Here is a 24433-nt window from a genome sequence, read left to right on the forward strand (position 1 = left end):
TGTCACCACCCGTCCATATAATTAGCACTCGCTGCACGAGAGTGCTAACAACATCGCCGGTTGGCTCCGCCAGCCGGGTTTTCTCAGCGTTCTTCAGTCTCAATCAAGAGAGGAGTATGTATGAACCTTCGTCCTTTGCATGATCGCGTGATCGTCAAACGTCTGGATCAAGAAACCAAGACCGCGTCGGGCATCGTGATCCCCGAAGCCGCAGCAGAAAAGCCGGATCAAGGCGAAATTCTGGCAGTCGGCCCGGGTAAGCGTGACGACAAGGGCGCGGCAATCGCGCTCGACGTGAAGGTGGGTGACCGCGTTCTGTTCGGCAAGTACGCAGGCCAGACCGTTAAGGTCGACGGCAACGAACTGCTCGTGATGCGCGAAGAAGACATCATGGCCGTGGTGCAGAAGTAAGCGACAAGTCGCTGCTTTTCCCGGTCGTATCTTAAAGAATTCAAGGAGTTAGAAGATGGCAGCTAAAGACGTCGTATTCGGTGATTCCGCCCGTGCCAAGATGGTTGAAGGCGTGAATATCCTCGCGAACGCTGTGAAGGTCACGCTGGGCCCGAAGGGTCGCAACGTTGTCCTGGAACGCAGCTTCGGCGGCCCGACGGTCACGAAGGACGGTGTGTCGGTCGCGAAAGAGATCGAATTGAAAGACAAGCTCCAGAACATGGGCGCGCAAATGGTCAAGGAAGTGGCTTCCAAGACCAGCGACAACGCAGGTGACGGCACCACGACCGCAACGGTCCTGGCTCAGTCGATCGTCCGCGAAGGCATGAAGTATGTTGCATCGGGCATGAACCCGATGGACCTGAAGCGCGGTATCGACAAGGCTGTGACGGCCGCAATCGAAGAACTGCGCAAGATCAGCAAGCCGTGCACGACCAACAAGGAAATCGCACAAGTCGGCGCGATTTCGGCAAACAGCGACTCGTCGATCGGCGATCGTATCGCTGAAGCGATGGACAAGGTCGGCAAGGAGGGCGTCATCACGGTTGAAGACGGCAAGTCGCTGCAAGACGAGCTGGACGTGGTCGAAGGTATGCAATTCGACCGCGGCTACCTGTCGCCGTACTTCATCAACAACCCGGACAAGCAAGTCGCCGTGCTCGAAAACCCGTTCGTGCTGCTGCACGACAAGAAGGTGTCGAACATCCGTGATCTGCTGCCGGTACTGGAACAGGTCGCCAAGGCTGGCCGTCCGCTGCTGATCATCGCGGAAGACGTCGAAGGCGAAGCGCTGGCTACGCTGGTGGTGAACAACATCCGCGGCATCCTGAAGACTGTTGCTGTCAAGGCTCCGGGCTTCGGCGATCGTCGTAAGGCCATGCTGGAAGACATCGCGATCCTGACGGGCGGTCAAGTCATCGCTGAAGAAACCGGCCTGACGCTCGAAAAGGCAACGCTGGCTGAACTGGGTCAAGCGAAGCGTATCGAAGTGGGCAAGGAAAACACCACGATCATCGACGGCGCTGGCGAAGCAGCCACCATCGAAGCACGTGTGAAGCAGGTTCGCACGCAAATCGAAGAAGCAACGTCGGACTACGACCGTGAAAAGCTGCAGGAGCGCGTTGCCAAGCTGGCAGGCGGTGTTGCGGTGATCAAGGTCGGCGCTGCGACCGAAGTCGAAATGAAGGAAAAGAAGGCACGTGTCGAAGACGCACTGCACGCAACGCGCGCAGCTGTGGAAGAAGGCATCGTGGCTGGCGGCGGCGTCGCGCTGATCCGTGCACGTACGGCAATCGCCGGCCTGAAGGGCGCTAACGCCGATCAGGACGCAGGTATCAAGATCGTGCTGCGCGCGATGGAAGAGCCGCTGCGCCAGATCGTCACGAACGGTGGCGAAGAAGCCAGCGTCGTGGTGGCAGCTGTTGCTGCTGGCCAAGGCAACTATGGCTACAACGCAGCAACCGGCGAGTACGTCGACCTGGTCGACGCTGGTGTTGTCGACCCGACGAAGGTGACGCGCACGGCGCTGCAAAACGCAGCTTCGGTCGCTGGCCTGCTGTTGACGACCGACGCAGCTGTTTGCGAACTGCCGAAGGAAGATGCTCCGATGGGCGGTGGTATGCCCGGCGGCATGGGCGGCATGGGCATGGACATGTAATTTCGATTGGGCCTCGTCTGGAGGCTCAGTTGGAAGCACATGGGGAAGTGCGCCGCCAAGCGTGCTTCCCAAACGAAAAAACCCGCAGAAATGCGGGTTTTTTTAGTTTAAGAAGTTATGGGGTGAGGCGATCTTGCATACGTTCCTTAAACAGGATTCGCCAAACCATTCTCACGCAAATAGGCCAATATATTCGCGACGCTCTCCGCCGGTGTCTGAATCGCGGTATCTATTTTCAGCTCAGGATCCGCTGGGGCTTCATAGGGCGCCGATACCCCGGTAAACGAAGCGATTTCTCCAGCTTGGGCTTTGGCATAGAGACCTTTCGGGTCACGGCGCGCGCATGCTTCGACAGAGGCGGAGAGATAGGTTTCGATGAATTTGCCGGTGCCAATAATGCCGCGCGCCATTGCTCTGTCCTCGCACATAGGTGAGATAAGAGCTGTGATGACGATGAGACCTGCGTCGTTCATTAATTGGGCTACGTGCGCCACTCGGCGAATATTTTCGCGTCGATCTCTTTTGTCGAAAGTTAGGTCGCACGCCAAGCCGTGACGAATATTGTCGCCATCAAGCACATAGCACGCATGGCCCAAAGATAAGAGTTGTCGCTCGAGTTGGAATGCGATGGTTGACTTTCCCGCTGCCGATAAACCGGTGAGCCAGATTGTGAGCGGCTCTTGGCGGAATATTTGCGCTCTGTCGCGAACGGTCACTTCGCCGTGAAATTGGTGCAGCAAAACGCGCGACGATCCCATAGTGGTTTCCCCCATTTCAGCCGTATTGTGCGCGCTGTGGCGTGATTGCTGCTTTTCGCCGGCGGTCTAGTACATATACGCTCATGGCGGGCAGGGCTTCCGAAGCATCCACGGGCAATAGAACTTGAACGGGGCAGGCACGCGCTATTATGACAAAATTACGAAACGTAAGTCTAGCCCACCGATGGCTCTCGCGTTGTAACCTTTAATTACACGTTCAAGCATGCGTTGACGCCAAAAACGGTGCGCGGCCGCAACTCAGAGTTTCGAAAGGAAAAACCGCAGAAATGCGGGTTTTTTCGCAGACTGCCTGCTAGCCGCTTGGCAGTTGTACAGACGCCTCCTCGGAGGAAATTCAGTGCCGCGCTTCACCCGGCGCCGCGTCCTTGCCGGCTGCCGGCGGCGTTTCGTCGTCGGCACTGCGCGCCCAGAAGAACCGGTCCGGCATATACGCGCCCATGCCCGGCCGGAACGCGTTGCGCACAGCCTGGTACAAATACTCCTGCGCCTCGCGCACCGCCTCGGCGGGATCCTGGCCGTTGGCGAGCAACGCGGCGATCGCCGCGCCCAACGTATCCGTCAAGCCCATGATCCGATGGCTGCCACGGTCCCACATGTCCTGACGCAACTGGCCGTCTTCGCTGAAAAGCGTATTGACGTGCCGGTGCGTGCCGGTTTCCGTCGACAGAATGTATTCGCAGCCTTGCGACAGCAGATGCGAGATGGCGGCGTCGAGGCTGGGCGCTTCGGCGTCGCCGTCCGGTTGGGCAAGCGCGAGCAGTGTTGCCGAATCGGCGACCAGCAACGTGGTTTGCGGCGCGAGCAGGTCGGCGATCGCTTCGCGCAGTTCGTCGGCGGACAGCACGTGCTCGTCGTCGAGCGTGAAATCGGGGGCGAGAATCAGTGGAATGTCGTCGTAATCGGCGACGACTTCGGCAATCGCGCTCACCACTTCCGCGCGAGTGCAGGCGCCGACCTTGAACGCGGCGATCGGCATGTCTTCGAGCAGCATCCGCGCCTGGGTCGCGACCACTTCGGGGTCAAGCCCGGTGACTTCGTCGCAGCTCGCCGAGTCGCGCACGGTGTAGCCCGTGAGCACAGAGACGCCATGGCAACCCATGCTGGCAAGAGTCATCAGGTCGGCTTGCAGGCCAGAGCCGCCGGTGGGATCGGAAAGGCCGAAGGTGAGGACGATCGGAGGCGTGTCGCTGGGCATGAAGATGTGCGGAAAGGAGCTAAATTTAGGCGCAGAGAGTGCGCAATCGACTCAATTATGCGGCCTAAACCGTCCCGAGGGCGTTTTTTCGCATCTCGCGATGCGCCGCAGCCGGCAAGCGTGAGGCCGGCGCGCGGCACGACGTCGCAACCGCTGCGCGGGGCGACGCAACTGCATAGCCAAAGGCCGTCGCACCCTACGATTACGCGTGTCTGATTGCTAGGCATTGGGGCGGCAACACGGTACCATCATGGCTCCCGTTTCCCCGGACTCTACGACGCGACACAAGAATGGAATATCAAAGCTGGATGTGCCTGATTTGCGGCTGGATTTACGACGAAGAAGCCGGTTTGCCGGACGAAGGCATTGCGCCGGGCACGCGCTGGGAAGACGTCCCCATTAACTGGACCTGCCCGGAGTGCGGCGCGCGTAAGGAAGACTTCGAGATGGTCCAGATCTGAAGTCCGGGAGCAGTCGGCACGCCGGCTGCGGGCTGTGCCGCATGCCTGCGGCGCGGCGCTGGCATGATGTTTCGCGGCCGGCGCGCCGCGCCGGATCGAACGCACACGGTAGGTTCTGAAGTTTGCCCCAACGCGTCGACGCGGAACGTCCTCGGCCGCGCCGTGTCGCAACGTTAGTCTGTCATTGTCCTGTCGCCGGTTCGCGCGTTAGCCGATCAGTCTGCGTGCGGCGAGGCGACGGCCCGTCAGCTTCGTGTCGCCTGCCCATGACTCCTCAATCCGCTGCACCCGTTTCCTTTGATGCCTTGCCGAATCCGCGCGGCGGCGCCGTGCGCCCCGCCGAGCTTGCGCTGGCCGAGGCGCTGCTGGCGTTCGAACAGCACAGCGAGAGCACGTCGGCGCTGCTGCGTGCGTCGCATGCATTGCGCGGGGCCGGCTGGCTGAGCGCTCAGCGTTTCGCTGACGCATTGGTGCGGGTTTCGCCGCTGGTCGAGGGCGACCCGGTCGACGCGTTGAGCGCGCGCCCCGTGTTCGGCGCGGCGTTGCGCGGCTTCCGCGCCGCGCTCGAGCGTCACAACTTGCGCGAGCTGTCCTGCTCGCCGGTCCTGTTCGATCATTACCGGGCGCTCGGCACGCATCTGTCGGAGCACACACCGGGTTCCACCATCGCCTTCGAAGATCTCGCGTTGACCGCGCGGCCGGTGCCGCCGGTCTCGCTGCACACGCAGCCCGCCGATCAACTGGCGTATCTGCGCGCGCGCTACGAACGCGCGCTGCTGCCGGTGCTGCGCTCGCAGGCCAACACCGGCAGTGCGGCGGCGCTGGCCGTCACCAACGCGGCGCTCGACGAACTGGACGCTGTCTTCGGCGAACTCGCCGGCCCGGACCCCTACGATTTCTGGCGACTCGCCAAGGCTTGCGCCAAGGCGTTGCGAGTCAGCGGCCGCGCCACGGGCGAGACCGACGCGCGGCGTTTTTACGCCCGTTGCAACCTCGCGCTCGCCGATCACGCGCGCGGCATCGAGCTTGCGCCGCGCTCACTCGTGCGCGCAACGCTTGCGCTGCTGTGGCGCGACTACGCGCTGTTCGGCGCCGCCGCGGAAGACGCCGACCAGGTGGAAGTGCTGCACGACTACGGCTTGACGGTCGACTGGCACGTCGCGGGCACCCAGGCGTCCGAAATGCTTTGGGAAGCGGGCGCCGTGCAGGCCCAGGCGATCAGCGCCAGCCGTAGCGCATTGACGCGCGAATTGGGCGTGCTGGCCGTGAATGTGAACGCCTACGAAGATTTTCTGCAAACGGCGGACGCATCGATCTCCGCGTTGACCGAGCATGCCCGTGCAGCGGACCAGCCGGAGAAAGCCGATCCGAGCGAAGCGCTGCAGGCGGGCGACGCCGCCTACCGGCTCGGCTCCGCCGCGTGTGCGCTGGGCCTCGGCCACGTGGCGCTGCTGGCCGATGCGCTGGGGCTCGCGTGGCGCCGTCGCGCGCATGCCGGCGTATCGACGCCCGCGGTGCGCGCGCACGTGATCGTCGGCGCCCCGGCGGCGAGCACGCTCGAGCAGGCCGCCGAAGCCTTGCGCGCCACGCTGCACAAGGTCGCCGCGGGCGTCGCGCCGCCCGGCGCCGGCACCGCGCTGGCCGCCTTGACGCGCTCGATCGAGCAGGGTGGCGCGTGAGTCATCGGCGCGCCGGGTCGTGGGGCGCGCCGGTCCGTCTGTCGCCGGGTCGTCACGGGTCGCGGTGAAGCGACGCGGCCGCACGCCACGCAACACGCGTGCCGCGACACAGCGGGAACCTGCACGGTGGCGAGCGCCCGCGTGCGTGATAGAGTGCAACTTGATTCGCCGTCGATGGCTCGCGGCACGCTTCATGGCACACATCGCGGTCCCACGCTCAAAGCCCCGCCATCCTGCATCGTCTTTGCTAAAATCCGAACTATGTCCAAGAGTACCGATCGCATCAATCTGACCAACCAGTTCCTGATCGCCATGCCGAACATGGCGGATCCGACGTTTTCGGGAACGGTGGTCTACCTTTGCGATCACAGCGAGCGCGGTGCGCTCGGCCTCGTGATCAACCGGCCGACCGATATCGACCTGCAAGCGCTCTTCAGTCGCATCGATCTCAAGCTCGAGATCGAACCCCTTCTCCATGTGCCCGTTTATTTCGGCGGCCCGGTGCAAACGGAGCGCGGCTTTGTGCTGCACGATCCGAAAGACGGCAACGCGTACACGTCGTCCATGTCGGTGCCGGGCGGTCTCGAGATGACCACGTCGAAAGACGTGCTCGAAGCCGTGGCGAGCGGTACGGGTCCCGAGCGTTTCCTCCTCACGCTCGGCCATGCCGGCTGGGGCGCGGGTCAGCTCGAAGAAGAGATTTCGAAGAACGGTTGGCTGACGGTCGAAGCCGACCCGAAAATCATCTTCGACGTACCTGCCGAAGAACGTCTCGAAGCCGCGTTGGCTCTTCTCGGCATCAACCTGTCGATGCTGTCTGGCGAGGCGGGTCACGCATGAGTCTGCCGGCCGGACGTGAGGCGACGCTGCTTGCGTTCGACTACGGTGAAAAACGCATCGGCGTGGCGGTCGGCAATTCGCTGACGCGTCGCGCACGGCCGCTCGTGATCGTGCAGAACCGCAGCCGCGAATATCGGTTCGAGGCAGTCGGCAAGCTGATCGCCGAATGGAAACCGAACGCGCTCGTGGTCGGTTTGCCATTGCATCCGGACGGCACGCCGCACGAAATGACGCAACTCGCGAAACGCTTCGGCAATCAGCTGAATGGCCGCTTCAATCTGCCCGTCACGTGGATCGACGAACGCTATTCGTCGGTCGAGGCGAAGGCGGAAATCCGCGCCGGCAACGGCCGCGCCGACATGCTCGACGCCGAAGCCGCCAGCATCATCCTCCAGCAATATCTAGACGGACTTTCCGACGATCATGAGTTCCATTGACGCCGAAGCGCTTTATCGCGCGTTGCTCGAGCAGATTCGCGCGGTGTATGGCGACCAGCTCGGCGCCGGAAAAGACGCCGCCGAGGGCGCCGTGCTGGCCGGCATCTACAGCGGCGGCGCGTGGCTTGCCGAACGGCTGGCGCGCGACCTGAACCTGCCGAGTTTCGGCGTGGTGAACGTCGCGCTGCATCGCGACGATTACGCGAAAAAAGGGCTGCACTCGCAGGCAAGCCCGACCTCGCTGCCGTTTTCGGTCGACGGCCGCCGTATCGTGCTGGTCGACGACGTTCTCTACACCGGCCGCACGATTCGCGCGGCGCTCAACGAGCTGTACGACTACGGCCGCCCGGCATCAGTTGAACTGGCGGTCCTGGCCGATCGCGGTGGACGTGAATTGCCGGTTGCGGCACGCTTTGTCGGCGGCGTGGTGGACATTCCCGCCGACGCCACGCTGGTGCTGGCCCGCACGGAACGCGACGAAGCAGGCGGCGCATCCGCGCAGCGTTTCACTTTTCACACTGAAGCACGCGTCGATTGAACGGGGCGCGATGTGCGAGGCGCGCAGCGGTTCCGGCGCAATCGGCGCATGGCATCGAGCCATCGCGCGCCGCGCAAGAGAGATTTATCGAGCCGTTCGCCGCAGCTAAACGCGCGAAAGCCGGCCCGGGATCGTCACACGCAGTCCGCATCGACACCGATCACGTCGAAGTCTGTATTTGAAGCAGGTACATCATGACCATCGCCACCCAGGCTCCCAAGGATTCCGCCGATAGCGCCACCGAGCGCTTCCGTTACGGCTTCCTCAAGGGCAACCCGCAGCTCACGAAGAACGGCGAGCTCAAACATCTGTTGTCGATCGAGGGCTTGCCGAAGGCGATCGTCAATCACATTCTCGACACCGCCGACCAGTTCGTCAGCGTGACCGATCGCGAAGTGAAGAAGGTGCCGCTGTTGCGCGGCAAGTCGGTGTTCAACCTGTTCTTCGAGAACTCGACGCGCACCCGCACCACCTTCGAGATCGCCGCGACGCGTCTGTCGGCGGACGTGCTGAATCTGAATATCAACGCGTCGTCGACCAGCAAGGGCGAGTCGCTGCTCGACACGATCAACAACCTCTCGGCGATGCATGCCGATATGTTCGTCGTGCGCCATGCATCGAGCGGCGCGCCGTATCTGATCGCCCAGCATTGCGCGCCGCACGTGCACGTGATCAACGCCGGCGACGGCCGTCATGCGCACCCCACGCAGGGGCTGCTCGACATGTACACCATCCGCCACTACAAGAAGGACTTCACGAAGCTGCGCGTGGCGATCGTCGGCGACATTCTGCACTCGCGCGTCGCGCGCTCGGACATTCACGCGCTGACCACGCTCGGCGTGCCGGAAGTGCGCGCGATCGGTCCGCGCACGCTGTTGCCGGGCGGCCTGGAACAGATGGGCGTACGCGTGTTTCACAACCTCGACGAAGGCCTGAAAGACGTCGACGTGATCATCATGCTGCGTCTGCAGAACGAACGGATGAGCGGCGCGTTGCTGCCGTCGGCGCAGGAGTATTTCAAGAGCTGGGGCTTGACGCCCGAGCGTCTCGCGCTCGCCGCGCTCGACGCGATCGTGATGCACCCCGGCCCGATGAATCGCGGCGTCGAAATCGATTCGCAAGTGGCCGACGGTCCGCAATCGGTGATTCTGAATCAGGTGACTTTCGGTATCGCGGTGCGCATGGCGGTGATGGGGATCGTGGCCGGCAATAACGACTAAGCACGACCAGGGTAGCGCATGAACTATTGCAAGCGCATTCCCTCTTGGGGCAGCCGGTTCGCTTGCAAACCCGTAGGCGAAGCCGAGCGAAAGGAGGGAGTCTAGCGGGCAAGTTTGTTTTTTGCCTTTGCGGCTGACTTCCGGGCGTGCTCCGCAGTGCCCTGCGCGTCAACGTAAGCGCGCACCGCTTCCAGTGTGGTGCCCCCCAGCGCTGCCGACAAATTGGGCGCGGCCCCAAAAAACAATGGTTTCTGGTAGAACGGCGCAAGGTGGTCGGCAATCCTTTTTCGTGCGCGCCGTGCGCTCGCCGTCTTCAGGCTGTTTATCAGCGCGGATATATCCAGCGCCGGATGGATATCGATCAGTAAGTGCACGTTGTCCGGTTCGCCGCCGGAATCGATGAGTTTGTAGAGCCACTCGGCGAGGGTTTTGCCGAACGCCGTTTCCAGATACGCGAGCAGTTCCGGCGACAACATTTTGCGCCTGTATTCGTCACAAAAGCGGCGCGTAGTTTAAGGTTGTAAACAGCATGGGAGTTAGATCTGTTAGTGTTTTCCACCTCTGCGCCCTAACCGTTTACTCGTCCTGATTTGGCACTATGGAACGCCGCAAAGTCACCTTCAATCTTTATCCCAACGCCACGCAGGCCGAGCGCCTGTCGGACTGGATTCGCTTGCACTGTGAGTTATACAACGCGGCGCTTGAGGAGCGAATCGACGCCTATCGGAAGACCGGCAAGTCGATCAGCTATTACGAGCAGCAAAACGTGTTGCCGGCGATCAAAGCCGATCGTCCAGAGTTCGTCGAATTAGGCAGTCACGCCCTTCAGCAGACACTGCGCAGACTGGACCTGGCCTTTCAGGCGTTCTTTCGCCGCGTCAAGGCTGGGCGGACGCCGGGCTTTCCGCGCTTCAAAGCCAGCAAACGGTTTTCTGGCTTCTGCTATCCGGACGCGGCCGGCTGGAAACTCATGCAGTCCGGCACGCGCGGCGCAACGATTCGAATAGGCAGCGGCAAGGACGCGATGTCGATCCGCGCACGCGGCCGGCATCGCTTTGGCGACGGCGCGAAGCCCAACGATCTCACGATCATGCGCAAGAACGGCGAGTGGTTCGCGTCCGTCACGCTGCGCGTATCGGCGTCGGCTTGCGCTCGCATGCGGAATGGTGAAGACCATCGCGGCGTTGACTTCGGCATCAACGATTGGGCCACGTTCGACAACGGCGAGACGATCGCCAATCCGCGATTCATCCGCAACAAATTGTCATGGATGGCGGAGCTGCAGCGACAGCAGGCGAGGAAGAAGCGCGGATCTATCCGCTATAAGCGGCTTGTCAGGCAAGTGGCGATGCTTCACGAGCGGATCGGCAACCTGCGCCGTGAGTTCCTGCACACGACGACATCGCGCATGGTCGCGTCGTGCGCAGTGCTCGCCACGGAAGAATTGCGCACGCAGAACATGAGCCGTTCAGCAAGGAGCACGCAGGCCAAACCCGGCCGGACGGTCAGGCAAAAGGCCGGACTCAATCGCGAGATTCTGTCGGCCGGATTGAGCATGGCGCATAACATGCTCGCGTACAAAGCGGTAGAGGCTGGTACGCGACTGCATGTGTCGAACACACGCCAGTTAAAACCATCGCAGCGCTGCGCCGCATGCTGGGAGGTCGTGCCCAAAACGCTCGCGCAACGTGTGCATGAGTGTCCGCATTGCGGCCACACGGCACCACGCGATCAAAATGCGGCATCGGTCGTGCTGATCGACGCGCACACGCCTGGGACGGGCGTGACGGCGAGACCCAAACCTCTGTCGCGGCAACGCGTCAAGTCAAAGTCTATGACCCGTGAAACCCCTGATACAGTGTCGCAAAACGCTTATCAGAGGGAGAGTTCATGATTCATATTCAAGGCGGCACGCTGATCGATCCGGTAGCGGGCACCGAACAGCAGCAGGACATTTTTATCGCTGCGGGCAAGATCGCCGCCATCGGCAACGCGCCCGCGGATTTCCACCCGGAGAAGACGATTGACGCCCAAGGTCTCTGCGTCGCGCCCGGTCTGGTCGACCTATCGGCGCGGTTGCGCGAGCCGGGCTACGAACACAAGGCGACGCTCGAATCCGAAATGGCCGCCGCGCTCGCGGGCGGCGTGACGAGCCTCGTCTGCCCGCCGGACACCGATCCGACGCTCGATGAACCGGGCCTCGTCGAGATGCTCAAGTTCCGTGCACGCAATCTGGACCAGGCGCATGTGTATCCGCTCGGCGCGCTGACGGTCGGCCTCAAGGGGCAGGTCATCACGGAGATGGTCGAGTTGACCGAAGCGGGCTGCATCGGCTTTTCGCAGGCCGACGTGCCGGTGGTCGATACGCAGGTGCTGATGCGCGCGCTGCAATACGCGAACACCTACGGCTATACCGTGTGGCTGCGTCCCGTGGACGCCTATCTCGGCAAAGGCGGCGTGGCCGCGAGCGGCGCGCTGGCGTCGCGGCTGGGGCTCTCGGGCGTGCCGGTGTCGGCGGAGACCATCGCGTTGCATACCATTTTCGAACTGGTGCGTGTGACAGGCGCGCGGGTGCATCTGTCGCATGTGTCGTCGGCGGCGGGCATTGCGCTGATGCGCGCGGCGAAGGCTGAAGGCCTGCCGGTGTCGTGCGACGTCACCGTGAATCACGTGCATCTGATCGACCTCGACATCGGCTATTTCGACGCGCAGTTCCGGCTCGATCCGCCGCTGCGTCAACAGCGCGATCGCGAAGCGATCCGCGCGGGTCTGGTCGACGGCACGATCGACGCGATCTGCTCGGACCACACGCCGGTCGACGACGACGAAAAGCTGCTGCCGTTCGCCGAGGCTACCCCCGGTGCGACCGGGCTGGAGCTGTTTCTGTCGCTGACGGTGAAGTGGGCCGACGAAGCACGCGTGCCGCTTGCGAAGGCGCTGAACCGCATCACCACGGCGCCGGCCAACGTGCTCAAACTGGACGCGGCCGGCCGTATCGCCGCGGGCGGCGTGGCCGATCTCTGCGTGTTCGACCGCAACGCGCATTGGCGCGTCGAGCCGCGTGCGCTGAAGAGCCAAGGGCATAACACACCGTTCCTCGGTTACGAACTGCCGGCGCGCGTGCGTGCAACCATCGTGTCCGGGCATGTCGCATTCGAACAGCGTTGATCGCCGCGGTGTTGCCACGCTCATCGTCCCGCTCATAGGCCAACCCTTACTGGCCCAATCAGGAACGCTCCGACCATGAAGCTCGCGTTACGCAAGGCCCGTCTCGTCGTTCATCTGCTGCACGGCATGTGGATCGTGGCGACGCGCTTTCCCAAAGCAAGCGCCGAGGTGCGTCACACGCTCAATCGCGAATGGTCGCTGAAGATGCTGCGCCTGTGCGGTATGCGGCTCGTCGTGCATAACGACAGCGCGCGGCTCGATCGCGGTGCGCTGGTGGTCGCCAATCACATTTCGTGGATCGACATCTATGTGATCAACGCGTGGCGGCCCACGCCGTTCGTCTCGAAGGCCGAGATCCGGCAATGGCCGGTGGTCGGCTGGCTCGCGCAGCAACTGGACACGGTGTTCATTCAGCGCGAAAAGCGCAGCGACGCCAGGCGGATCATGCATGAACTGTCCGACCGCCTAAGCGCGGGCGAACTGATGTGCGTGTTTCCCGAAGGCACCACCTCCAACGGGCTCGCGCTGCGGCCGTTTCACGCGAATATGTTTCAGGCGGCCGTGTCGGCGTCGGCGCCGGTGCAGCCGCTGTGCATGATGTATGAGGACGCGCAGGGCCGGCAATCCACGGCGCCCGCCTATATAGACGATCTGTCGCTCGCCGATTCGCTGAATTTGCTGCTGAGCGGCGGACCGCTCACCGCGCATATCTATGTCTGCGCACCGCTCGCGCCCGGCGCCGACCGGCGCACATTGGCGGCGGAAGCGGAAGGCGTGATTGCGGCCGCATTGCGGGAGATGCAAAGCGGCGCCGCGATGACGGGCGCGGTGATGGCGGAGCGGCCCGCTACGTCCGCCGCAGCGGCAAAGCTAATTGAAGAACCTGTTGAAGAACCGGCCGATCAGGTCGACCGGTCAGGGCGTTCGGCCTGAAATTCGGCCTACGGTCGATCCGACATGCGACCGGGCCGCCGTGGCGGCTTAATTGCCGCCGGCCGCAGCGCGGCAGTTCTCGCACTCGACCTGTGTCAGCGTACGCTCCGCGGGCCGTCGCGCGAGACGCACGGCGGAGAGTTGTTCGCCCCACACGCAGCCTGAATCGAGGCCGATCAGGTTGTCACGCAGAATCAGCCCGAGCGCGGCCCAATGACCGAACACCACGGTCACGTCGGCGGTCTTGCGCGATGGGACATCGAACCACGGCATGCAACCCGACGGGGCCGCATTCAGGCCGCCGCTGCTGCTGAAATCCATGGTGCCTTCGGCGGTGCAGAAGCGGATGCGCGTCAACGCGCTGCACGTCAAACGCAGCCGCTCGATGCCTTTCAGTCCCGGTTTCCAACGATTCGGCTCGTTGCCGTACAAACCGGCGAGCGTCTCCTTCCAGTTCGGCGCACGCAGGGCGCGCTGCAATTCGTCCGCGAGTTCGAGCGTCAGATTCACGTCCCACTGGGGCAGCACGCCCGCGTGGACCATCAGCATGCCGTTGTCGAAGTGAGCGATGGGACGGTGGCGGATCCATTCGAGCAGGTCGGCGGAATCCGGCGCGGCGAGAATCTCGTCGATCGTGTCGCCTTTCTTCGACTTGCGAATCCCCGCCGACACCGACAGCAGATGCAGATCGTGATTGCCCAGCACCGGCACTGCCTGATCGCCGAGCGCGATGACGTCGCGCAACGTGGCCAGCGACTCGGTGCCGCGGTTGATTAGGTCGCCCGCGAACCACAGCGGCGTGCCGGCCGGCGGCGCAGCCTTGGCCAGCAGTTGCTGGAACGGCGTGCGGCAGCCTTGCAGATCGCCGAAGGCGAGCGGGAGTAGGGGCGGATCGGAAAGCGCGGGAGACGTAGTGGCGGGTGTCATCGGGGAAATGAGTGCGGTTTGATACACGCTGTTACGCACGCGGCGTGCCGCGTTGCGCAATGCAACATATTAGCGTGACATAATAGCCCGTTTGAAGGCTGGGTATCGGGTCAAGGCGCCGCTGGCAAGCGGCCTGGCGCAGGGCGCCCAAGATATTGCGACACAACAGGATGACTTTCATGAACGGAGAAAGCATGTCGTCTTTTCATGCAGAGCAACCTATTCGTACGCTCGTCACCGGGGCGAGCGGCTTCACTGGCCGCTATCTGGTCGACAACCTGCTCGGGCGCGGCCACACCGTGATCAAAACGGTCGCGGGGCGCGACGAGGCGGAAACGCCGACGCGCCTGCGGCTCGACATCACGTCACCGGACGCCTGCCGGCGCGTGATCGAAATCGCGCGGCCCGACTACATCGTCCACCTCGCTGCGGTCAGCTTCGTGGGCCATAACGATCCGCTCGACTTTTACCGCGTCAACGTGATCGGCACGCTGAATCTGCTGGAGGCGTGCGCCGCTGTCGGTCATACGCCGCGCAAGCTGCTGATCGCGAGCAGCGCGAACGTGTACGGCAACGTGACGAGCGCAGCGATCGACGAGAGCTTTCCGGTCACGCCGGTCAATCACTACGCCGCCAGCAAGGCGGCGATGGAAACGATGGTACGGACGTGGTTCGACCGCCTGCCGATTCTGATCGTGCGACCGTTCAACTATACCGGCCGCGGCCAGGCGTCCAACTTCCTCGTGCCCAAGATCGTCGAGCACTTTGCGCGCCGCGAACCGTCGATCGAACTCGGCAATATCGACGTGGCGCGCGATTTCTCCGACGTGCGCTATGTGGCAAGCGCATACGAAGCCTTGCTCGATTCCGAGGCCGCCTCGGAAACCGTCAATGTCTGCACCGGCACGCCCTTTACATTGCGCGAAATTCTTTCTGCGGCGAGTGATCTGACCGGGCACGAACTCGAGATTCAGATCAATCCCGCCTTCGTGCGGCAAACCGATGTGAAGATGCTGGCCGGTTCGCCCACCAAGCTGCGCACGCTCGTGCCGAAAGTCGAGGCGATTCCATTCATGGATACGCTGCGTTGGATGCTGGCGGCATAATCGGCCGCATTTGCGCGGCGATCCGCCATCTGTTTGGGTCATGGTGACGCGCGACTTTTCGTTCGCGTATAAACAACCATAATGCGCCGCATCGCAGGCTGATTTGATCAGACGTATGCGGCGTTTGCCCCCGTTTTTCCCCGTGCATTACGCTGAATCAGACCGCCAGCCGTTTCATCGGCGCGGCGCTCCGTCATGCTTGCGACCGCTCACAGCGACATGCGACATGAAAGTGACGGCCGAATTAACTGATGGAAACCAAACTTGTCAAGCTGTTTCAAGTTGTTAGGGTTCTAGTATTTGCCTTGGGCGGCTTTATAATCGGGGCTTCATAAGATTGGCGTTTGAGCGTCCGTCCGCAGAGCGCGGGGCGGCGGCGGGCGTCGACAAGATTACGACACCACAACGCGTGGTAGCAGGTTGGTCCATTTACTTTGACCTGCCACCATCATCTGGAAGGGAATTTCATGATTCTGGTAACGGGCGGCGCCGGTTTTATCGGCGCCAATTTCGTGCTCGACTGGCTCAATGTGTCGGACGAAGCTGTACTGAACGTGGACAAGCTGACGTACGCCGGCAATCTGGGTACGCTCAAGTCGCAACAAAACAATCCGAAGCACATTTTCGTGCGCGCGGATATCTGCGATCGCGCTGCGCTCGACGCGCTCTTCGCGGAGCACAAGCCGCGTGCCGTACTGCATTTCGCCGCCGAGAGCCACGTGGACCGTTCGATTCATGGCCCGGCTGATTTCGTGCAAACGAACGTGGTGGGCACCTTCACGCTGCTGGAAGCGGCCCGTCAGTACTGGACTGCGCTCGGCGAGGCCGACAAGGCCGCGTTCCGCTTTCTGCACGTTTCCACCGACGAAGTGTTCGGCTCGCTCTCCGCAACCGATCCGCAATTCTCCGAGACCACGCCGTACGCGCCGAACAGTCCTTACTCGGCCACCAAGGCGGGTTCCGATCATCTGGTGCGCGCCTACCATCATACGTACGGTCTGCCCGTGCTCACCACGAACTGCTCGAACAACTACGGCCCGTACCAGTTCCCCGAGAAACTGATTCCGCTGATGATCGCCAACGCACTCGGCGGCAAGCCGCTGCCGGTGTATGGCGACGGCCAGAACGTGCGCGACTGGCTGTATGTCGGCGACCACTGCAGCGCGATCCGCGAAGTACTCGCACGCGGCACGCCGGGTGAGACGTACAACATCGGCGGCTGGAACGAGAAGAAGAACCTCGACGTGGTCCACACGCTGTGCGACCTGCTCGATCAGTTGCGTCCGAAGGCGGGCGCGTCGTACCGCGATCAGATCACGTATGTGAAGGATCGTCCGGGCCACGACCGCCGTTATGCGATCGACGCGCGCAAGCTCGAACGCGAACTCGGCTGGAAGCCGGCGGAAACGTTCGAAACGGGTCTCGCGAAAACGGTCCAGTGGTATCTGGACAACCAGGAATGGTCGGACGAGGTCGCCTCCGGCGACTATCGCAAGTGGGTTGAGACCAACTACGCGCAGCGCGCGTAAGGGCACGGCAATGGCGCGCAAAGGCATTATTCTCGCGGGCGGTTCGGGCACACGCCTGTATCCGATCACGCACGTGGTTTCCAAGCAGCTGCTGCCGGTCTACGACAAGCCGATGATCTACTACCCGCTGTCCACGCTGATGGTGGCGGGTATTCGCGATGTGCTGATCATCTCCACGCCGCAGGACACGCCGCGCTTCGAAGCGATGCTCGGTGACGGCAGCCAGTGGGGCATGAATATCCAGTACGCGGTTCAGCCTTCGCCGGATGGGCTCGCGCAGGCGTTCATCATCGGCCGGGATTTTGTGGGCAACGATCCGTCGGCGCTGATTCTCGGCGACAACATTTTCTACGGCCACGATCTCGCGAAGCAGCTCGAGCGTGCCAACCAGAAAGCCGATGGCGCCACGGTCTTCGCGTACCACGTGCACGATCCCGAACGTTATGGCGTGGTCGAATTCGACAGGCAGTTCCGCGCGCTGTCGATCGAAGAGAAGCCGGTCAAACCACGTTCGAACTACGCGGTCACGGGTCTGTATTTCTACGACAGGCAGGTCTGCGACATTGCCGCGGACATCAAGCCGTCGTCGCGTGGCGAGCTCGAAATCACGGACGTCAACTCGCGATATCTCGCCAACGCCGCGCTCAATGTCGAGATCATGGGTCGTGGTTTCGCGTGGCTCGATACCGGCACGCATGATTCGCTGATCGAAGCCGCCACTTTCATTGCGACGCTGCAGAAGCGTCAGGGGCTGGTGGTGGCATGTCCGGAAGAGATTGCTTACCGGCAACATTGGATTGATGGCGAGAAACTGGCTGCGCTGGCCAAGCCGCTCGCGAAGAACGCTTACGGGCAGTATCTGCAAAACCTTCTTACGGACCAAGTTGCATGGCCATCCAAGTAACCGCTACGGCGCTGCCGGAAGTCAAGATCATCGAGCCGAAGGTGTTCGGTGATGCGCGAGGCTTCTTCTTCGAGAGCTTTAACGGCCGTGAGTTTGCCGAGCACGTTGAGGCGGGTGTGGAGTTTGTGCAGGACAACCATTCGCGTTCGGCGAAAGGCGTGCTGCGCGGCCTGCATTATCAGATTGAACACCCGCAGGGCAAGCTAGTGCGCGTGGTGGAAGGCGAAGTGTTCGACGTGGCGGTTGATATCCGCAAGAGCTCACCGAATTTCGGCAAGTGGGTGGGGGTGACGCTGTCAGTGGAGAATCATCGGCAACTATGGGTGCCACCGGGCTTTGCGCATGGTTTTGTGGTGCTGTCCGAATCGGCGCAGTTTTTATACAAGACGACCGACTACTGGTTTCCTGAGCATGAACGCTCTCTGCTCTGGAACGATCCTCAAGTGGGCATCAAATGGCCGTTCGAAGGTGAACCGCTGCTCGCTGTGAAGGATGCGGCGGCGAAGACCCTGGATCAAATTGAGGTGTTCGAATGAGGGTTCTCATCTCCGGATGTGACGGTCAGGTGGGCTGGGAGTTGCAGCGTAGTATGTCCGTCCTCGGCGAAGTATTCGCGTTCAACCGCGAGCAGATGGACCTTTCTCCGCCTGGCAAAGCAGCGGCCGTGGTCGCGCGCATTGCACCGGATGTGGTCGTCAACGCGGCAGCTTACACGGCAGTAGACAAGGCTGAGAGCGAGGAAGCGCTGGCGACCCGAATTAATGGAGAGGCAGTTGGGGAGTTGGCGCGGGCGGCGCGCGACGTCAATGCGTTGCTCGTGCACTACTCCACCGACTACGTCTTTGACGGCAGCAAGGAAGAGGCTTACACGGAACTAGATGCAACCGCGCCTTTAAGCGCCTATGGCCGTGGCAAACTCGTTGGCGAGCGCGCAATTGCCGATGTTGGCGGTGACTGGCTGACGTTTAGAACCACGTGGGTGTACGGGGTACGCGGAAGGAACTTTTTGCGTACGATGTTGCGGCTTGCCGCGACGCGCGAAGAACTTAGTGTTGTCGGAGACCAATATGGCGCGCCGACTTCCGCTCGCATGATTGCAGACGCCACCTCGCAAATCGTCGCTCAATCGATGAGGGAGCGCCAGACCGGTAGATTCGATAGCGGTTTGTTCAATCTGACTGCGGCGGATTCGACAACATGGCATGGGTTCGCAGAGGCAATCATTGATGCCGCTCGTTCATATCAGCCATCCAGCGTGGTCACGACGCGGATCAAGTCAATCTCTACGTCGGAATACCCGACTCCGGCTCGTCGCCCCCGTAATTCATTGCTCGACAATAGCGCGCTGGTGGGCCGGTTCGTTGTTCATCGGCCGAATTGGCGTGTTGCGATGCAGTATGTTCTGGACGACTTGTTCGCAGCAACCGCGCCTTTGTAGGCCGTCCGGCTGCTGCTGGCCCAAGCCAATCGAGTGTCCGACGTCGGACGTGTTGCCGTGCTGAACGGTCCTGCGTCCACTACACACCACGCTTGCGGTCACATCCGCACGAACGTAGCGTACAAGACACTGATCACGGTGCTGTAAGTGGCACTAGGCTTCGGGTTCTCTATAGCGTTATCGTGCGTGCAAGGCCATCGCCCAAAGTCAGTTACCCCGATAGAAGTTGCTGAGGTTGGCAGCATCGATAGTGCATCGAACTCGTTGTCACGTTGTAGGTACACAAAAAATATGCCAAAGATCAAGCCGATTGCCTTTTATCTTCCGCAGTTCCATCCCGTTCGAGAGAACTCGGAATGGTGGGGGCCGGGGTTCACCGAATGGACCAACGTAGCTAAAGGAAAGCCGAATTTCGTCGGGCACTACCAACCGCACATTCCACGTGACCTCGGTTTTTACGATTTGCGAATCGTCGATACCATGCGGCAGCAGGCAGAGTACGCGGCGCTTTATGGCGTGCACGGGTTTTGTTTCTACTATTACTGGTTCAACGGTCGCCGCATTCTTGAACTACCGCTGAATAATTTTCTCGCTAGCGACATCGAGTTTCCGTTCTGCGTATGTTGGGCCAACGAGAACTGGACGCGCACTTGGGACGGCTTGGAGAAGAATGTTCTCTTGGAGCAGATTCACAGCGACGACGAGGACCGGCACTTCATTGAGGATCTAATTCCCACGCTGAAGGATCGCCGCGCGATTAAGGTGGACGGCAAGCCGATGCTGCTCGTCTATCGCGCCGACCTCTTTCCTGATGCCAGAAAAACCGTACAACGATGGCGAGAAGTGGCCAGGAGCCACGGGATTCCGGACCTTCATCTCTGCGCCGTCCAGTTTTACGGTATCGAGGATCCGCGCGAGTGGGGGTTTGACGCTGCAGTCGAGTTTCCGCCCCACACGTTCATTGGCTCGGAAAATAAGCCGGACAAACTCCCTGAAATACTGAACGATGATTTCGTCGGTGGCCTGGTGGATTATCGGAAAATCATTGCGCAATCCTTGGAGCGCACCACTAAGGATTATCAGTGGTATCGCGGCATCATCCCCTCGTGGGACAACACGGCGCGGCGCCAGAATAATCCGCATACCGTGATTTATTCCTCGCCAGAGTTGTATCGATTCTGGCTCGATCATCTTGTGCAGTTCACGCGTGTCAGCAATGATGATGAGCATCAGTTTCTCTTTATCAATGCTTGGAACGAGTGGGGGGAAGGCTGTCACCTGGAGCCAGATCTGAAGCACGGCCTTGCTTATCTCGAAGCCACCAAGGCTGCCGTGGACGGCATTGGTGACGCACGGCGGATATTGATGTCGGATCCACAGTTGGCACGACTTATCGGAGAGGATGGGCTGGCACATTTGCTTGAGCAAAAGGCCAGTCTCGAGCGCGACCTGATCCTGAGCGCGGCGGAGTCCAGGAAAAAGATGAAGCGTGAGGAAACCGCAACTGCGCGCCGCATTCGCCACCGTGTGGCAAACATGCTGGTGCGGTGTCCTCGCCTATACCGCGTGGTGCGCGGCTTGTCCAGGATCGTTAAATGACGCGGGTGAAGCGCATCGCTGTCATGGCGCATTTCGACCCGGCGGGCGATATGCCCGTACGAACACAACGACTGATCCGTCAACTGCTAGATGTTGTAGACCGGCTCGTTATAGTTTCGACGGGCCTGCGTCCGGATGCGTTCGAGCCAAATGATTCGCGTATTACGGTGATTTTACGCCAGAACGTGGGCTATGATTTCTACTCGTTGAAAGTAGGCATTGAATCTATTCTGGATCTCTGGGCGTACGACGAGTTAATTGTTGCGAACGACAGTATTTACATGTTCCGGGACCACGGATTCAAGGACGTATTCGAGCGTATGGCCGGCGCGAATTGCGATATGTGGGCAATGACTGTCTCGCGTCAGATCGCGCCTCATGCGCAGTCGTATTTCATCGTATTCAGGAAGTCGCTGATCTTGACGCGAGCGTTTGCCCGGTTCTGGCGTGACGTGCGCGTCCTCGACAGCAAATGGGAGATCATTCTTAACTACGAAGTTGGGATGACGCAGCAGTTTATCGCCCAAGGTGCGCGTGTCGAGTCTGCGTTCAAACCGACATTTCTCGACTACGTGAACATCGCGTGGCGTCTGGCTGGCCGTCGCAGGCAGATCCAACCCTTCCAGTTCCTGGTTGAGTTGTTGCATTGGCGTCGTGTGAAAGCGTCGAATCTCACGCACTATCTGTGGGACAAGGTGGCCTTGCAGCTTGGCTTTCTCAAATGCGAGGTGCTACGCGACAATCCCAATAAGCTCCGAATGCACGGCCTTGCCTCGGTGGTCGGGGTCGAGCACGTCGCAGAAATCGAAACGGAAATGGAGCGTATGCGCGTTGGCCGGCCCGCTCCGGTTGCGCTGGGCAGCGGCGGCGCTGCGAATCCAGTTAGTATTCTGCTCCCCGAGTTTCAACTTCGGTCGATCATTCCAGCGGATCTCCGGGCGGAATGCGCGATCGTTGTCCACCTCTATCACGTCGATCTGGCAGACGAGATCGGGGATTATCTCGATAACGTCATCGCACCGGTCGACGTTTTTGTCTCGGTAAAGAACGTCCAGGATTACTACGAGGCCAAGCGCGTTTTCGATGAACGAGGTCGTAAGGTTTTCCTGTACGTGCATGAAAACATCGGTCGCGATGTTGGCCCGTTTATCAGCTTGCTCAATTCCGGGTTGTTGAGCCGCTATCTGTGTGTCTGCAAAATTCACTCTAAGAAGAGTGTCTACAGTGATAAGGGACATTCATGGCGTGACAGTCTGTTCAATAGCCTGCTGGGCAACTCGTACCGGGTATTCAAGATCGTCGAGGCGTTTCGGCAGAATCCGGCGTGTGGCATCATCGGTCCGGACGATGCATTTGTTACGCATCCGCGCTTTTGGGGGGGCAATGAGGCACGGTTGCGCATTCTCGCTGCCCGCGTAGGTGTGCCGGATGAAGAAGTGTCGTTGGGTTTTTTCGCTGGGACGATGTTCTGGTTTCGTCCTGCGGCGCTCGATGGGATACGTGCACTGAATGTACAACTATCGGACTTCGAACCGGAGGCCGGACAACGCGATGCTACGCTCGCGCATGTGCTCGAGCGAGCGTTCTCTCTCGCCGCGCGCCATCTAGGCTTTTATAGTGCATCGACGGCAGCACTTGACCGTCCGCTTGACCCCGCCCAGTTTTCGAATCGAGGCGTGATGGTCCTGGACGCACAATGAGCGGTTTGACCAAGGCTCCGGCGGCAGCGGAGAAAGCGTCGAATGCCCCAGGCGGGAAAGCCGTTGTTTCGAGCGTCGGCGCCGTGATTGTGACTTACCGACCTGACATTGCGAAACTCGCGCGTGTAATCGAGTCGATTGTGCCGCAAGTGGACCGTGTGATTGTGGTCGACAACGGATCACCTCAAACACTCACGCTGCAGATAAACGAACTTTGCGTGAAGCACGAAGCCAGTCTCCTTGAGCAGTCTTCGAACGTGGGGATCGCGGCTGCACAGAACCGAGGCATAGAGGCGTTGTTGGCCCAGCAATACGACTACGTTTTGCTTCTGGATCACGATAGTGTGCCAGCTGATGAAATGGTCGGCGAGCTGGTGCGAGCGGACACCGCGCTACGTTCGCAGGGCCATTCAGTAGGTGCAGTGGGGCCGGTTTGTGAAGACTTCCGAACGGGTTCGCAATGGCCGTTTATCCGTCTGGAGCACGGCGTTGTTCGACGCGTTGCGTGTTCGCAGGCATGCCCGCTGGTCAGAACGGATTTCCTGATTGCCTCAGGCTCTTTAATTCACCATTCGGTTTTCCGTGTGGTCGGCCTGATGAACGAAGCATTCTTCATTGATCACGTCGACACCGAATGGTGTTTGCGAGCCAGCGCTGCAGGACTTTCGATGTTTGGGGTTTGCGCGGCCCGCCTCGACCATGAGCTTGGTGATCGCATCGTGCGGCTCTGGTTCTTCCGTTGGCGAGAGGTGCCGGTGCATACGCCGGTCCGCATGTATTATATGTTCCGCAACACGATCCGGATGCTCGCCGGGACGCCGATGCGCTGGAGTTGGCGAGTGGCGCACACCTTTCGGCTGGTCCAGTTCGTATTCTTCTACAGTGTGCTCGTTGCGCCGCGTAAGACCTATTCCAAGGCAATGTTTTTGGGTGTACTGGATGCAGTCCAGCAGCGGATGTATGCGATCAGGAGATCGCTCTAAACATTTGCCGGGGTGTCCCGATCCGTCCAAAAGTATAAAAGTCCGCACGCGGACTTTTATACTGGGCATCGTCTACAGCGGACTGAAGCGAGCGCCTTTATGCTTGTAGACGGCTCTGTCCTTGCGTGTCTAACGTGCTTCGTAACCTGCGATGACTTCCTCGACAGGCCCGAACATCCGAACCTGACCTTTCTCCAGCCACAAGGCCTTATTGCACGTTCTGCGAATTACATCGTTTGAGTGCATTGCCAACACAACGATTTCGGCGCGATTGTGCAGGTCATCTAGTCGCACGCTGGCCTTCTCCTGGAATGAAGCATCGCCTACGCCGATAACCTCGTCGAGAAGAAGAATCTCTGCATCCACTGCTGTGGCGACTGCGAATGCCAGACGCATGCGCATCCCGCTGGAATACGTTCGAAGCGGTAAGTCCAGATAGTCACCGAGATCGGTGAATTCGGCGATATCGTCCTGCTTCGCGCGGATTTCCGAGTCGGTCATCCCAAGCAACAGACCTCGCAAGCGAATGTTCTGACGCCCTGTAGAGTTGTCATCCATACCCAGACTAATGTCGAGCAGCGGCACTGCTTTACCTTCCTTTCGGATGGTGCCTGCAGTAGGGCTGTAAATACCGGCTAGGAGTCGAAGCAGCGTCGATTTCCCGGCTCCGTTCGGACCGATGAGACCTACGCGGTCGCCGGCATCTAGCCGTAGGTCCACGTTATCCAACGCGCGTACGACAACGACCCCGTCAGTGCCTTCCGCAATGCGATTGCGTCTGCCCATGCGAAGCACTTGCTTTTTCAGCGAGCGCCCCTGTACGTCAAAGATCGGCAGATCCAGTCCCACATTTTCAAGCTCGATATAAGTCATTTTGCCTTGTTCAAACT

Annotated in this window: 23 protein-coding genes and 1 pseudogene; 19 read left to right on the plus strand and 5 right to left on the minus strand. The window is 60.7% G+C overall.

What is annotated here, in order from left to right; translation table 11 throughout:
* Nucleotides 1-120 precede the first annotated feature (120 nt).
* Nucleotides 121-411 (plus strand): co-chaperone GroES, encoded by a 291-nt coding sequence (gene groES, locus B0G81_RS28865; RefSeq protein ID WP_008923887.1) that lies wholly within the window; start codon nt 121-123, stop codon nt 409-411.
* 55 nt (nt 412-466) lie between these two features.
* Nucleotides 467-2107, plus strand: a complete 1641-nt coding sequence (groL, locus tag B0G81_RS28870; RefSeq protein WP_106286119.1) for a chaperonin GroEL — start codon at nt 467-469, stop codon at nt 2105-2107.
* A gap of 146 nt (nt 2108-2253) precedes the next feature.
* On the opposite strand, the gene cysC is transcribed toward groL, so the two are convergent.
* Nucleotides 2254-2865, minus strand: coding sequence for an adenylyl-sulfate kinase (gene cysC, locus B0G81_RS28875; RefSeq protein ID WP_116119779.1), 612 nt, complete (start codon nt 2863-2865; stop codon nt 2254-2256).
* A gap of 355 nt (nt 2866-3220) precedes the next feature.
* Entirely contained in the window at nt 3221-4081 is an 861-nt protein-coding gene (locus B0G81_RS28880; RefSeq protein ID WP_106286118.1) for a hydroxymethylpyrimidine/phosphomethylpyrimidine kinase, read from the minus strand.
* Nucleotides 4082-4371: 290 nt separating this feature from the next.
* Here B0G81_RS28880 and B0G81_RS28885 point away from each other — a divergent pair, with 290 nt between their 5' ends.
* The 6 genes from B0G81_RS28885 (at nt 4372) to B0G81_RS28910 (ending at nt 9256) form a co-directional block, all read left to right on the plus strand.
* The gene (locus B0G81_RS28885) at nt 4372-4542 is read left to right on the plus strand and encodes a rubredoxin (RefSeq protein WP_006047743.1); all 171 of its coding nucleotides are present in this window, start codon (nt 4372-4374) and stop codon (nt 4540-4542) included.
* Nucleotides 4543-4808: 266 nt separating this feature from the next.
* Complete coding sequence (locus B0G81_RS28890; protein ID WP_134140039.1) at nt 4809-6221, plus strand: hypothetical protein; 1413 nt, start codon at nt 4809-4811, stop codon at nt 6219-6221.
* A 261-nt stretch (nt 6222-6482) separates the two neighbouring features.
* On the plus strand, nt 6483-7061 hold the full coding sequence (locus B0G81_RS28895) for a YqgE/AlgH family protein (RefSeq protein ID WP_106286116.1): 579 nt from the start codon (nt 6483-6485) through the stop codon (nt 7059-7061).
* Complete coding sequence (ruvX, locus tag B0G81_RS28900) at nt 7058-7498, plus strand: Holliday junction resolvase RuvX (protein ID WP_116119109.1); 441 nt, start codon at nt 7058-7060, stop codon at nt 7496-7498. The genes B0G81_RS28895 and ruvX overlap by 4 nt, the downstream gene beginning before the upstream one ends.
* The gene (pyrR, locus tag B0G81_RS28905; protein ID WP_134140042.1) at nt 7485-8036 is read left to right on the plus strand and encodes a bifunctional pyr operon transcriptional regulator/uracil phosphoribosyltransferase PyrR; all 552 of its coding nucleotides are present in this window, start codon (nt 7485-7487) and stop codon (nt 8034-8036) included. The genes ruvX and pyrR overlap by 14 nt, the downstream gene beginning before the upstream one ends.
* A 194-nt stretch (nt 8037-8230) precedes the next feature.
* Entirely contained in the window at nt 8231-9256 is a 1026-nt protein-coding gene (locus B0G81_RS28910; protein WP_134140047.1) for an aspartate carbamoyltransferase catalytic subunit, read from the plus strand.
* Between the two features lie 101 nt (nt 9257-9357).
* Here B0G81_RS28910 and B0G81_RS28915 read toward each other — a convergent pair.
* A pseudogene (locus B0G81_RS28915) lies at nt 9358-9744 on the minus strand (transposase); the annotation flags it as partial.
* 110 nt (nt 9745-9854) lie between these two features.
* On the opposite strand from B0G81_RS28915, the gene B0G81_RS28920 reads away from it, so the two are divergent.
* The 3 genes from B0G81_RS28920 (at nt 9855) to B0G81_RS28930 (ending at nt 13357) form a co-directional block, all read left to right on the plus strand.
* The gene (locus B0G81_RS28920) at nt 9855-11150 is read left to right on the plus strand and encodes an RNA-guided endonuclease TnpB family protein (RefSeq protein ID WP_134140057.1); all 1296 of its coding nucleotides are present in this window, start codon (nt 9855-9857) and stop codon (nt 11148-11150) included.
* Nucleotides 11147-12424 carry a dihydroorotase gene (locus B0G81_RS28925; RefSeq protein ID WP_134140061.1) on the plus strand — a complete coding sequence of 426 codons (1278 nt, stop codon included), beginning with the start codon at nt 11147-11149 and terminating at the stop codon, nt 12422-12424. Before B0G81_RS28920 ends, B0G81_RS28925 begins: the two co-directional genes overlap by 4 nt.
* Before the next feature lie 75 nt (nt 12425-12499).
* Complete coding sequence (locus tag B0G81_RS28930; protein ID WP_134140064.1) at nt 12500-13357, plus strand: lysophospholipid acyltransferase family protein; 858 nt, start codon at nt 12500-12502, stop codon at nt 13355-13357.
* A 48-nt stretch (nt 13358-13405) separates the two neighbouring features.
* Here B0G81_RS28930 and B0G81_RS28935 read toward each other — a convergent pair whose 3' ends face one another.
* A complete protein-coding gene (locus B0G81_RS28935) occupies nt 13406-14284 on the minus strand; it encodes a symmetrical bis(5'-nucleosyl)-tetraphosphatase (RefSeq protein ID WP_134140067.1) in 879 nt (292 codons plus the stop codon).
* A 194-nt stretch (nt 14285-14478) separates the two neighbouring features.
* Here B0G81_RS28935 and B0G81_RS28940 point away from each other — a divergent pair, with 194 nt between their 5' ends.
* The 8 genes from B0G81_RS28940 (at nt 14479) to B0G81_RS28975 (ending at nt 23543) form a co-directional block, all read left to right on the plus strand.
* Nucleotides 14479-15390 (plus strand): GDP-mannose 4,6-dehydratase, encoded by a 912-nt coding sequence (locus B0G81_RS28940; protein ID WP_134140069.1) that lies wholly within the window; start codon nt 14479-14481, stop codon nt 15388-15390.
* A gap of 467 nt (nt 15391-15857) precedes the next feature.
* Nucleotides 15858-16919: a dTDP-glucose 4,6-dehydratase gene (gene rfbB / locus B0G81_RS28945; protein WP_134140073.1), complete on the plus strand. Its 1062-nt coding sequence runs from the start codon at nt 15858-15860 to the stop codon at nt 16917-16919.
* 10 nt (nt 16920-16929) lie between these two features.
* A complete protein-coding gene (rfbA, locus tag B0G81_RS28950) occupies nt 16930-17823 on the plus strand; it encodes a glucose-1-phosphate thymidylyltransferase RfbA (protein ID WP_134140078.1) in 894 nt (297 codons plus the stop codon).
* On the plus strand, nt 17808-18359 hold the full coding sequence (gene rfbC, locus B0G81_RS28955) for a dTDP-4-dehydrorhamnose 3,5-epimerase (protein WP_134140083.1): 552 nt from the start codon (nt 17808-17810) through the stop codon (nt 18357-18359). Before rfbA ends, rfbC begins: the two co-directional genes overlap by 16 nt.
* Nucleotides 18356-19261, plus strand: coding sequence for a dTDP-4-dehydrorhamnose reductase (rfbD, locus tag B0G81_RS28960; protein WP_134140087.1), 906 nt, complete (start codon nt 18356-18358; stop codon nt 19259-19261). The genes rfbC and rfbD overlap by 4 nt, the downstream gene beginning before the upstream one ends.
* 291 nt (nt 19262-19552) lie before the next feature.
* Nucleotides 19553-20860, plus strand: a complete 1308-nt coding sequence (locus B0G81_RS28965) for a glycoside hydrolase family 99-like domain-containing protein (protein ID WP_134140091.1) — start codon at nt 19553-19555, stop codon at nt 20858-20860.
* Entirely contained in the window at nt 20857-22560 is a 1704-nt protein-coding gene (locus B0G81_RS28970) for a rhamnan synthesis F family protein (RefSeq protein WP_134140092.1), read from the plus strand. The genes B0G81_RS28965 and B0G81_RS28970 overlap by 4 nt, the downstream gene beginning before the upstream one ends.
* Nucleotides 22557-23543 (plus strand): glycosyltransferase family 2 protein, encoded by a 987-nt coding sequence (locus B0G81_RS28975; protein WP_134140094.1) that lies wholly within the window; start codon nt 22557-22559, stop codon nt 23541-23543. Before B0G81_RS28970 ends, B0G81_RS28975 begins: the two co-directional genes overlap by 4 nt.
* Nucleotides 23544-23672: 129 nt before the next feature.
* Here the strand turns inward: B0G81_RS28975 and B0G81_RS28980 are convergent, their stop codons facing one another.
* Nucleotides 23673-24416, minus strand: coding sequence for an ABC transporter ATP-binding protein (locus B0G81_RS28980; RefSeq protein ID WP_134140097.1), 744 nt, complete (start codon nt 24414-24416; stop codon nt 23673-23675).
* Nucleotides 24417-24433: the final 17 nt, after the last annotated feature.

The sequence above is a fragment of the Paraburkholderia sp. BL6665CI2N2 genome (genome assembly GCF_004366535.1).
Taxonomy (GTDB): Bacteria; Pseudomonadota; Gammaproteobacteria; order Burkholderiales; family Burkholderiaceae; genus Paraburkholderia.

Excerpts from the sequence above, each read along its gene's own strand:
- groES (WP_008923887.1), top strand. The coding sequence starts at position 121 with ATGAACCTTCGTCCTTTGCATGATCGCGTGATCGTCAAACGTCTGGAT.
- groL (WP_106286119.1), top strand. The coding sequence starts at position 467 with ATGGCAGCTAAAGACGTCGTATTCGGTGATTCCGCCCGTGCCAAGATG.
- cysC (WP_116119779.1), bottom strand. The coding sequence starts at position 2,865 with ATGGGATCGTCGCGCGTTTTGCTGCACCAATTTCACGGCGAAGTGACC.
- B0G81_RS28880 (WP_106286118.1), bottom strand. The coding sequence starts at position 4,081 with ATGCCCAGCGACACGCCTCCGATCGTCCTCACCTTCGGCCTTTCCGAT.
- B0G81_RS28885 (WP_006047743.1), top strand. The coding sequence starts at position 4,372 with ATGGAATATCAAAGCTGGATGTGCCTGATTTGCGGCTGGATTTACGAC.
- B0G81_RS28890 (WP_134140039.1), top strand. The coding sequence starts at position 4,809 with ATGACTCCTCAATCCGCTGCACCCGTTTCCTTTGATGCCTTGCCGAAT.
- B0G81_RS28895 (WP_106286116.1), top strand. The coding sequence starts at position 6,483 with ATGTCCAAGAGTACCGATCGCATCAATCTGACCAACCAGTTCCTGATC.
- ruvX (WP_116119109.1), top strand. The coding sequence starts at position 7,058 with ATGAGTCTGCCGGCCGGACGTGAGGCGACGCTGCTTGCGTTCGACTAC.
- pyrR (WP_134140042.1), top strand. The coding sequence starts at position 7,485 with ATGAGTTCCATTGACGCCGAAGCGCTTTATCGCGCGTTGCTCGAGCAG.
- B0G81_RS28910 (WP_134140047.1), top strand. The coding sequence starts at position 8,231 with ATGACCATCGCCACCCAGGCTCCCAAGGATTCCGCCGATAGCGCCACC.
- B0G81_RS28920 (WP_134140057.1), top strand. The coding sequence starts at position 9,855 with ATGGAACGCCGCAAAGTCACCTTCAATCTTTATCCCAACGCCACGCAG.
- B0G81_RS28925 (WP_134140061.1), top strand. The coding sequence starts at position 11,147 with ATGATTCATATTCAAGGCGGCACGCTGATCGATCCGGTAGCGGGCACC.
- B0G81_RS28930 (WP_134140064.1), top strand. The coding sequence starts at position 12,500 with ATGAAGCTCGCGTTACGCAAGGCCCGTCTCGTCGTTCATCTGCTGCAC.
- B0G81_RS28935 (WP_134140067.1), bottom strand. The coding sequence starts at position 14,284 with ATGACACCCGCCACTACGTCTCCCGCGCTTTCCGATCCGCCCCTACTC.
- B0G81_RS28940 (WP_134140069.1), top strand. The coding sequence starts at position 14,479 with ATGTCGTCTTTTCATGCAGAGCAACCTATTCGTACGCTCGTCACCGGG.
- rfbB (WP_134140073.1), top strand. The coding sequence starts at position 15,858 with ATGATTCTGGTAACGGGCGGCGCCGGTTTTATCGGCGCCAATTTCGTG.
- rfbA (WP_134140078.1), top strand. The coding sequence starts at position 16,930 with ATGGCGCGCAAAGGCATTATTCTCGCGGGCGGTTCGGGCACACGCCTG.
- rfbC (WP_134140083.1), top strand. The coding sequence starts at position 17,808 with ATGGCCATCCAAGTAACCGCTACGGCGCTGCCGGAAGTCAAGATCATC.
- rfbD (WP_134140087.1), top strand. The coding sequence starts at position 18,356 with ATGAGGGTTCTCATCTCCGGATGTGACGGTCAGGTGGGCTGGGAGTTG.
- B0G81_RS28965 (WP_134140091.1), top strand. The coding sequence starts at position 19,553 with ATGCCAAAGATCAAGCCGATTGCCTTTTATCTTCCGCAGTTCCATCCC.
- B0G81_RS28970 (WP_134140092.1), top strand. The coding sequence starts at position 20,857 with ATGACGCGGGTGAAGCGCATCGCTGTCATGGCGCATTTCGACCCGGCG.
- B0G81_RS28975 (WP_134140094.1), top strand. The coding sequence starts at position 22,557 with ATGAGCGGTTTGACCAAGGCTCCGGCGGCAGCGGAGAAAGCGTCGAAT.
- B0G81_RS28980 (WP_134140097.1), bottom strand. The coding sequence starts at position 24,416 with ATGACTTATATCGAGCTTGAAAATGTGGGACTGGATCTGCCGATCTTT.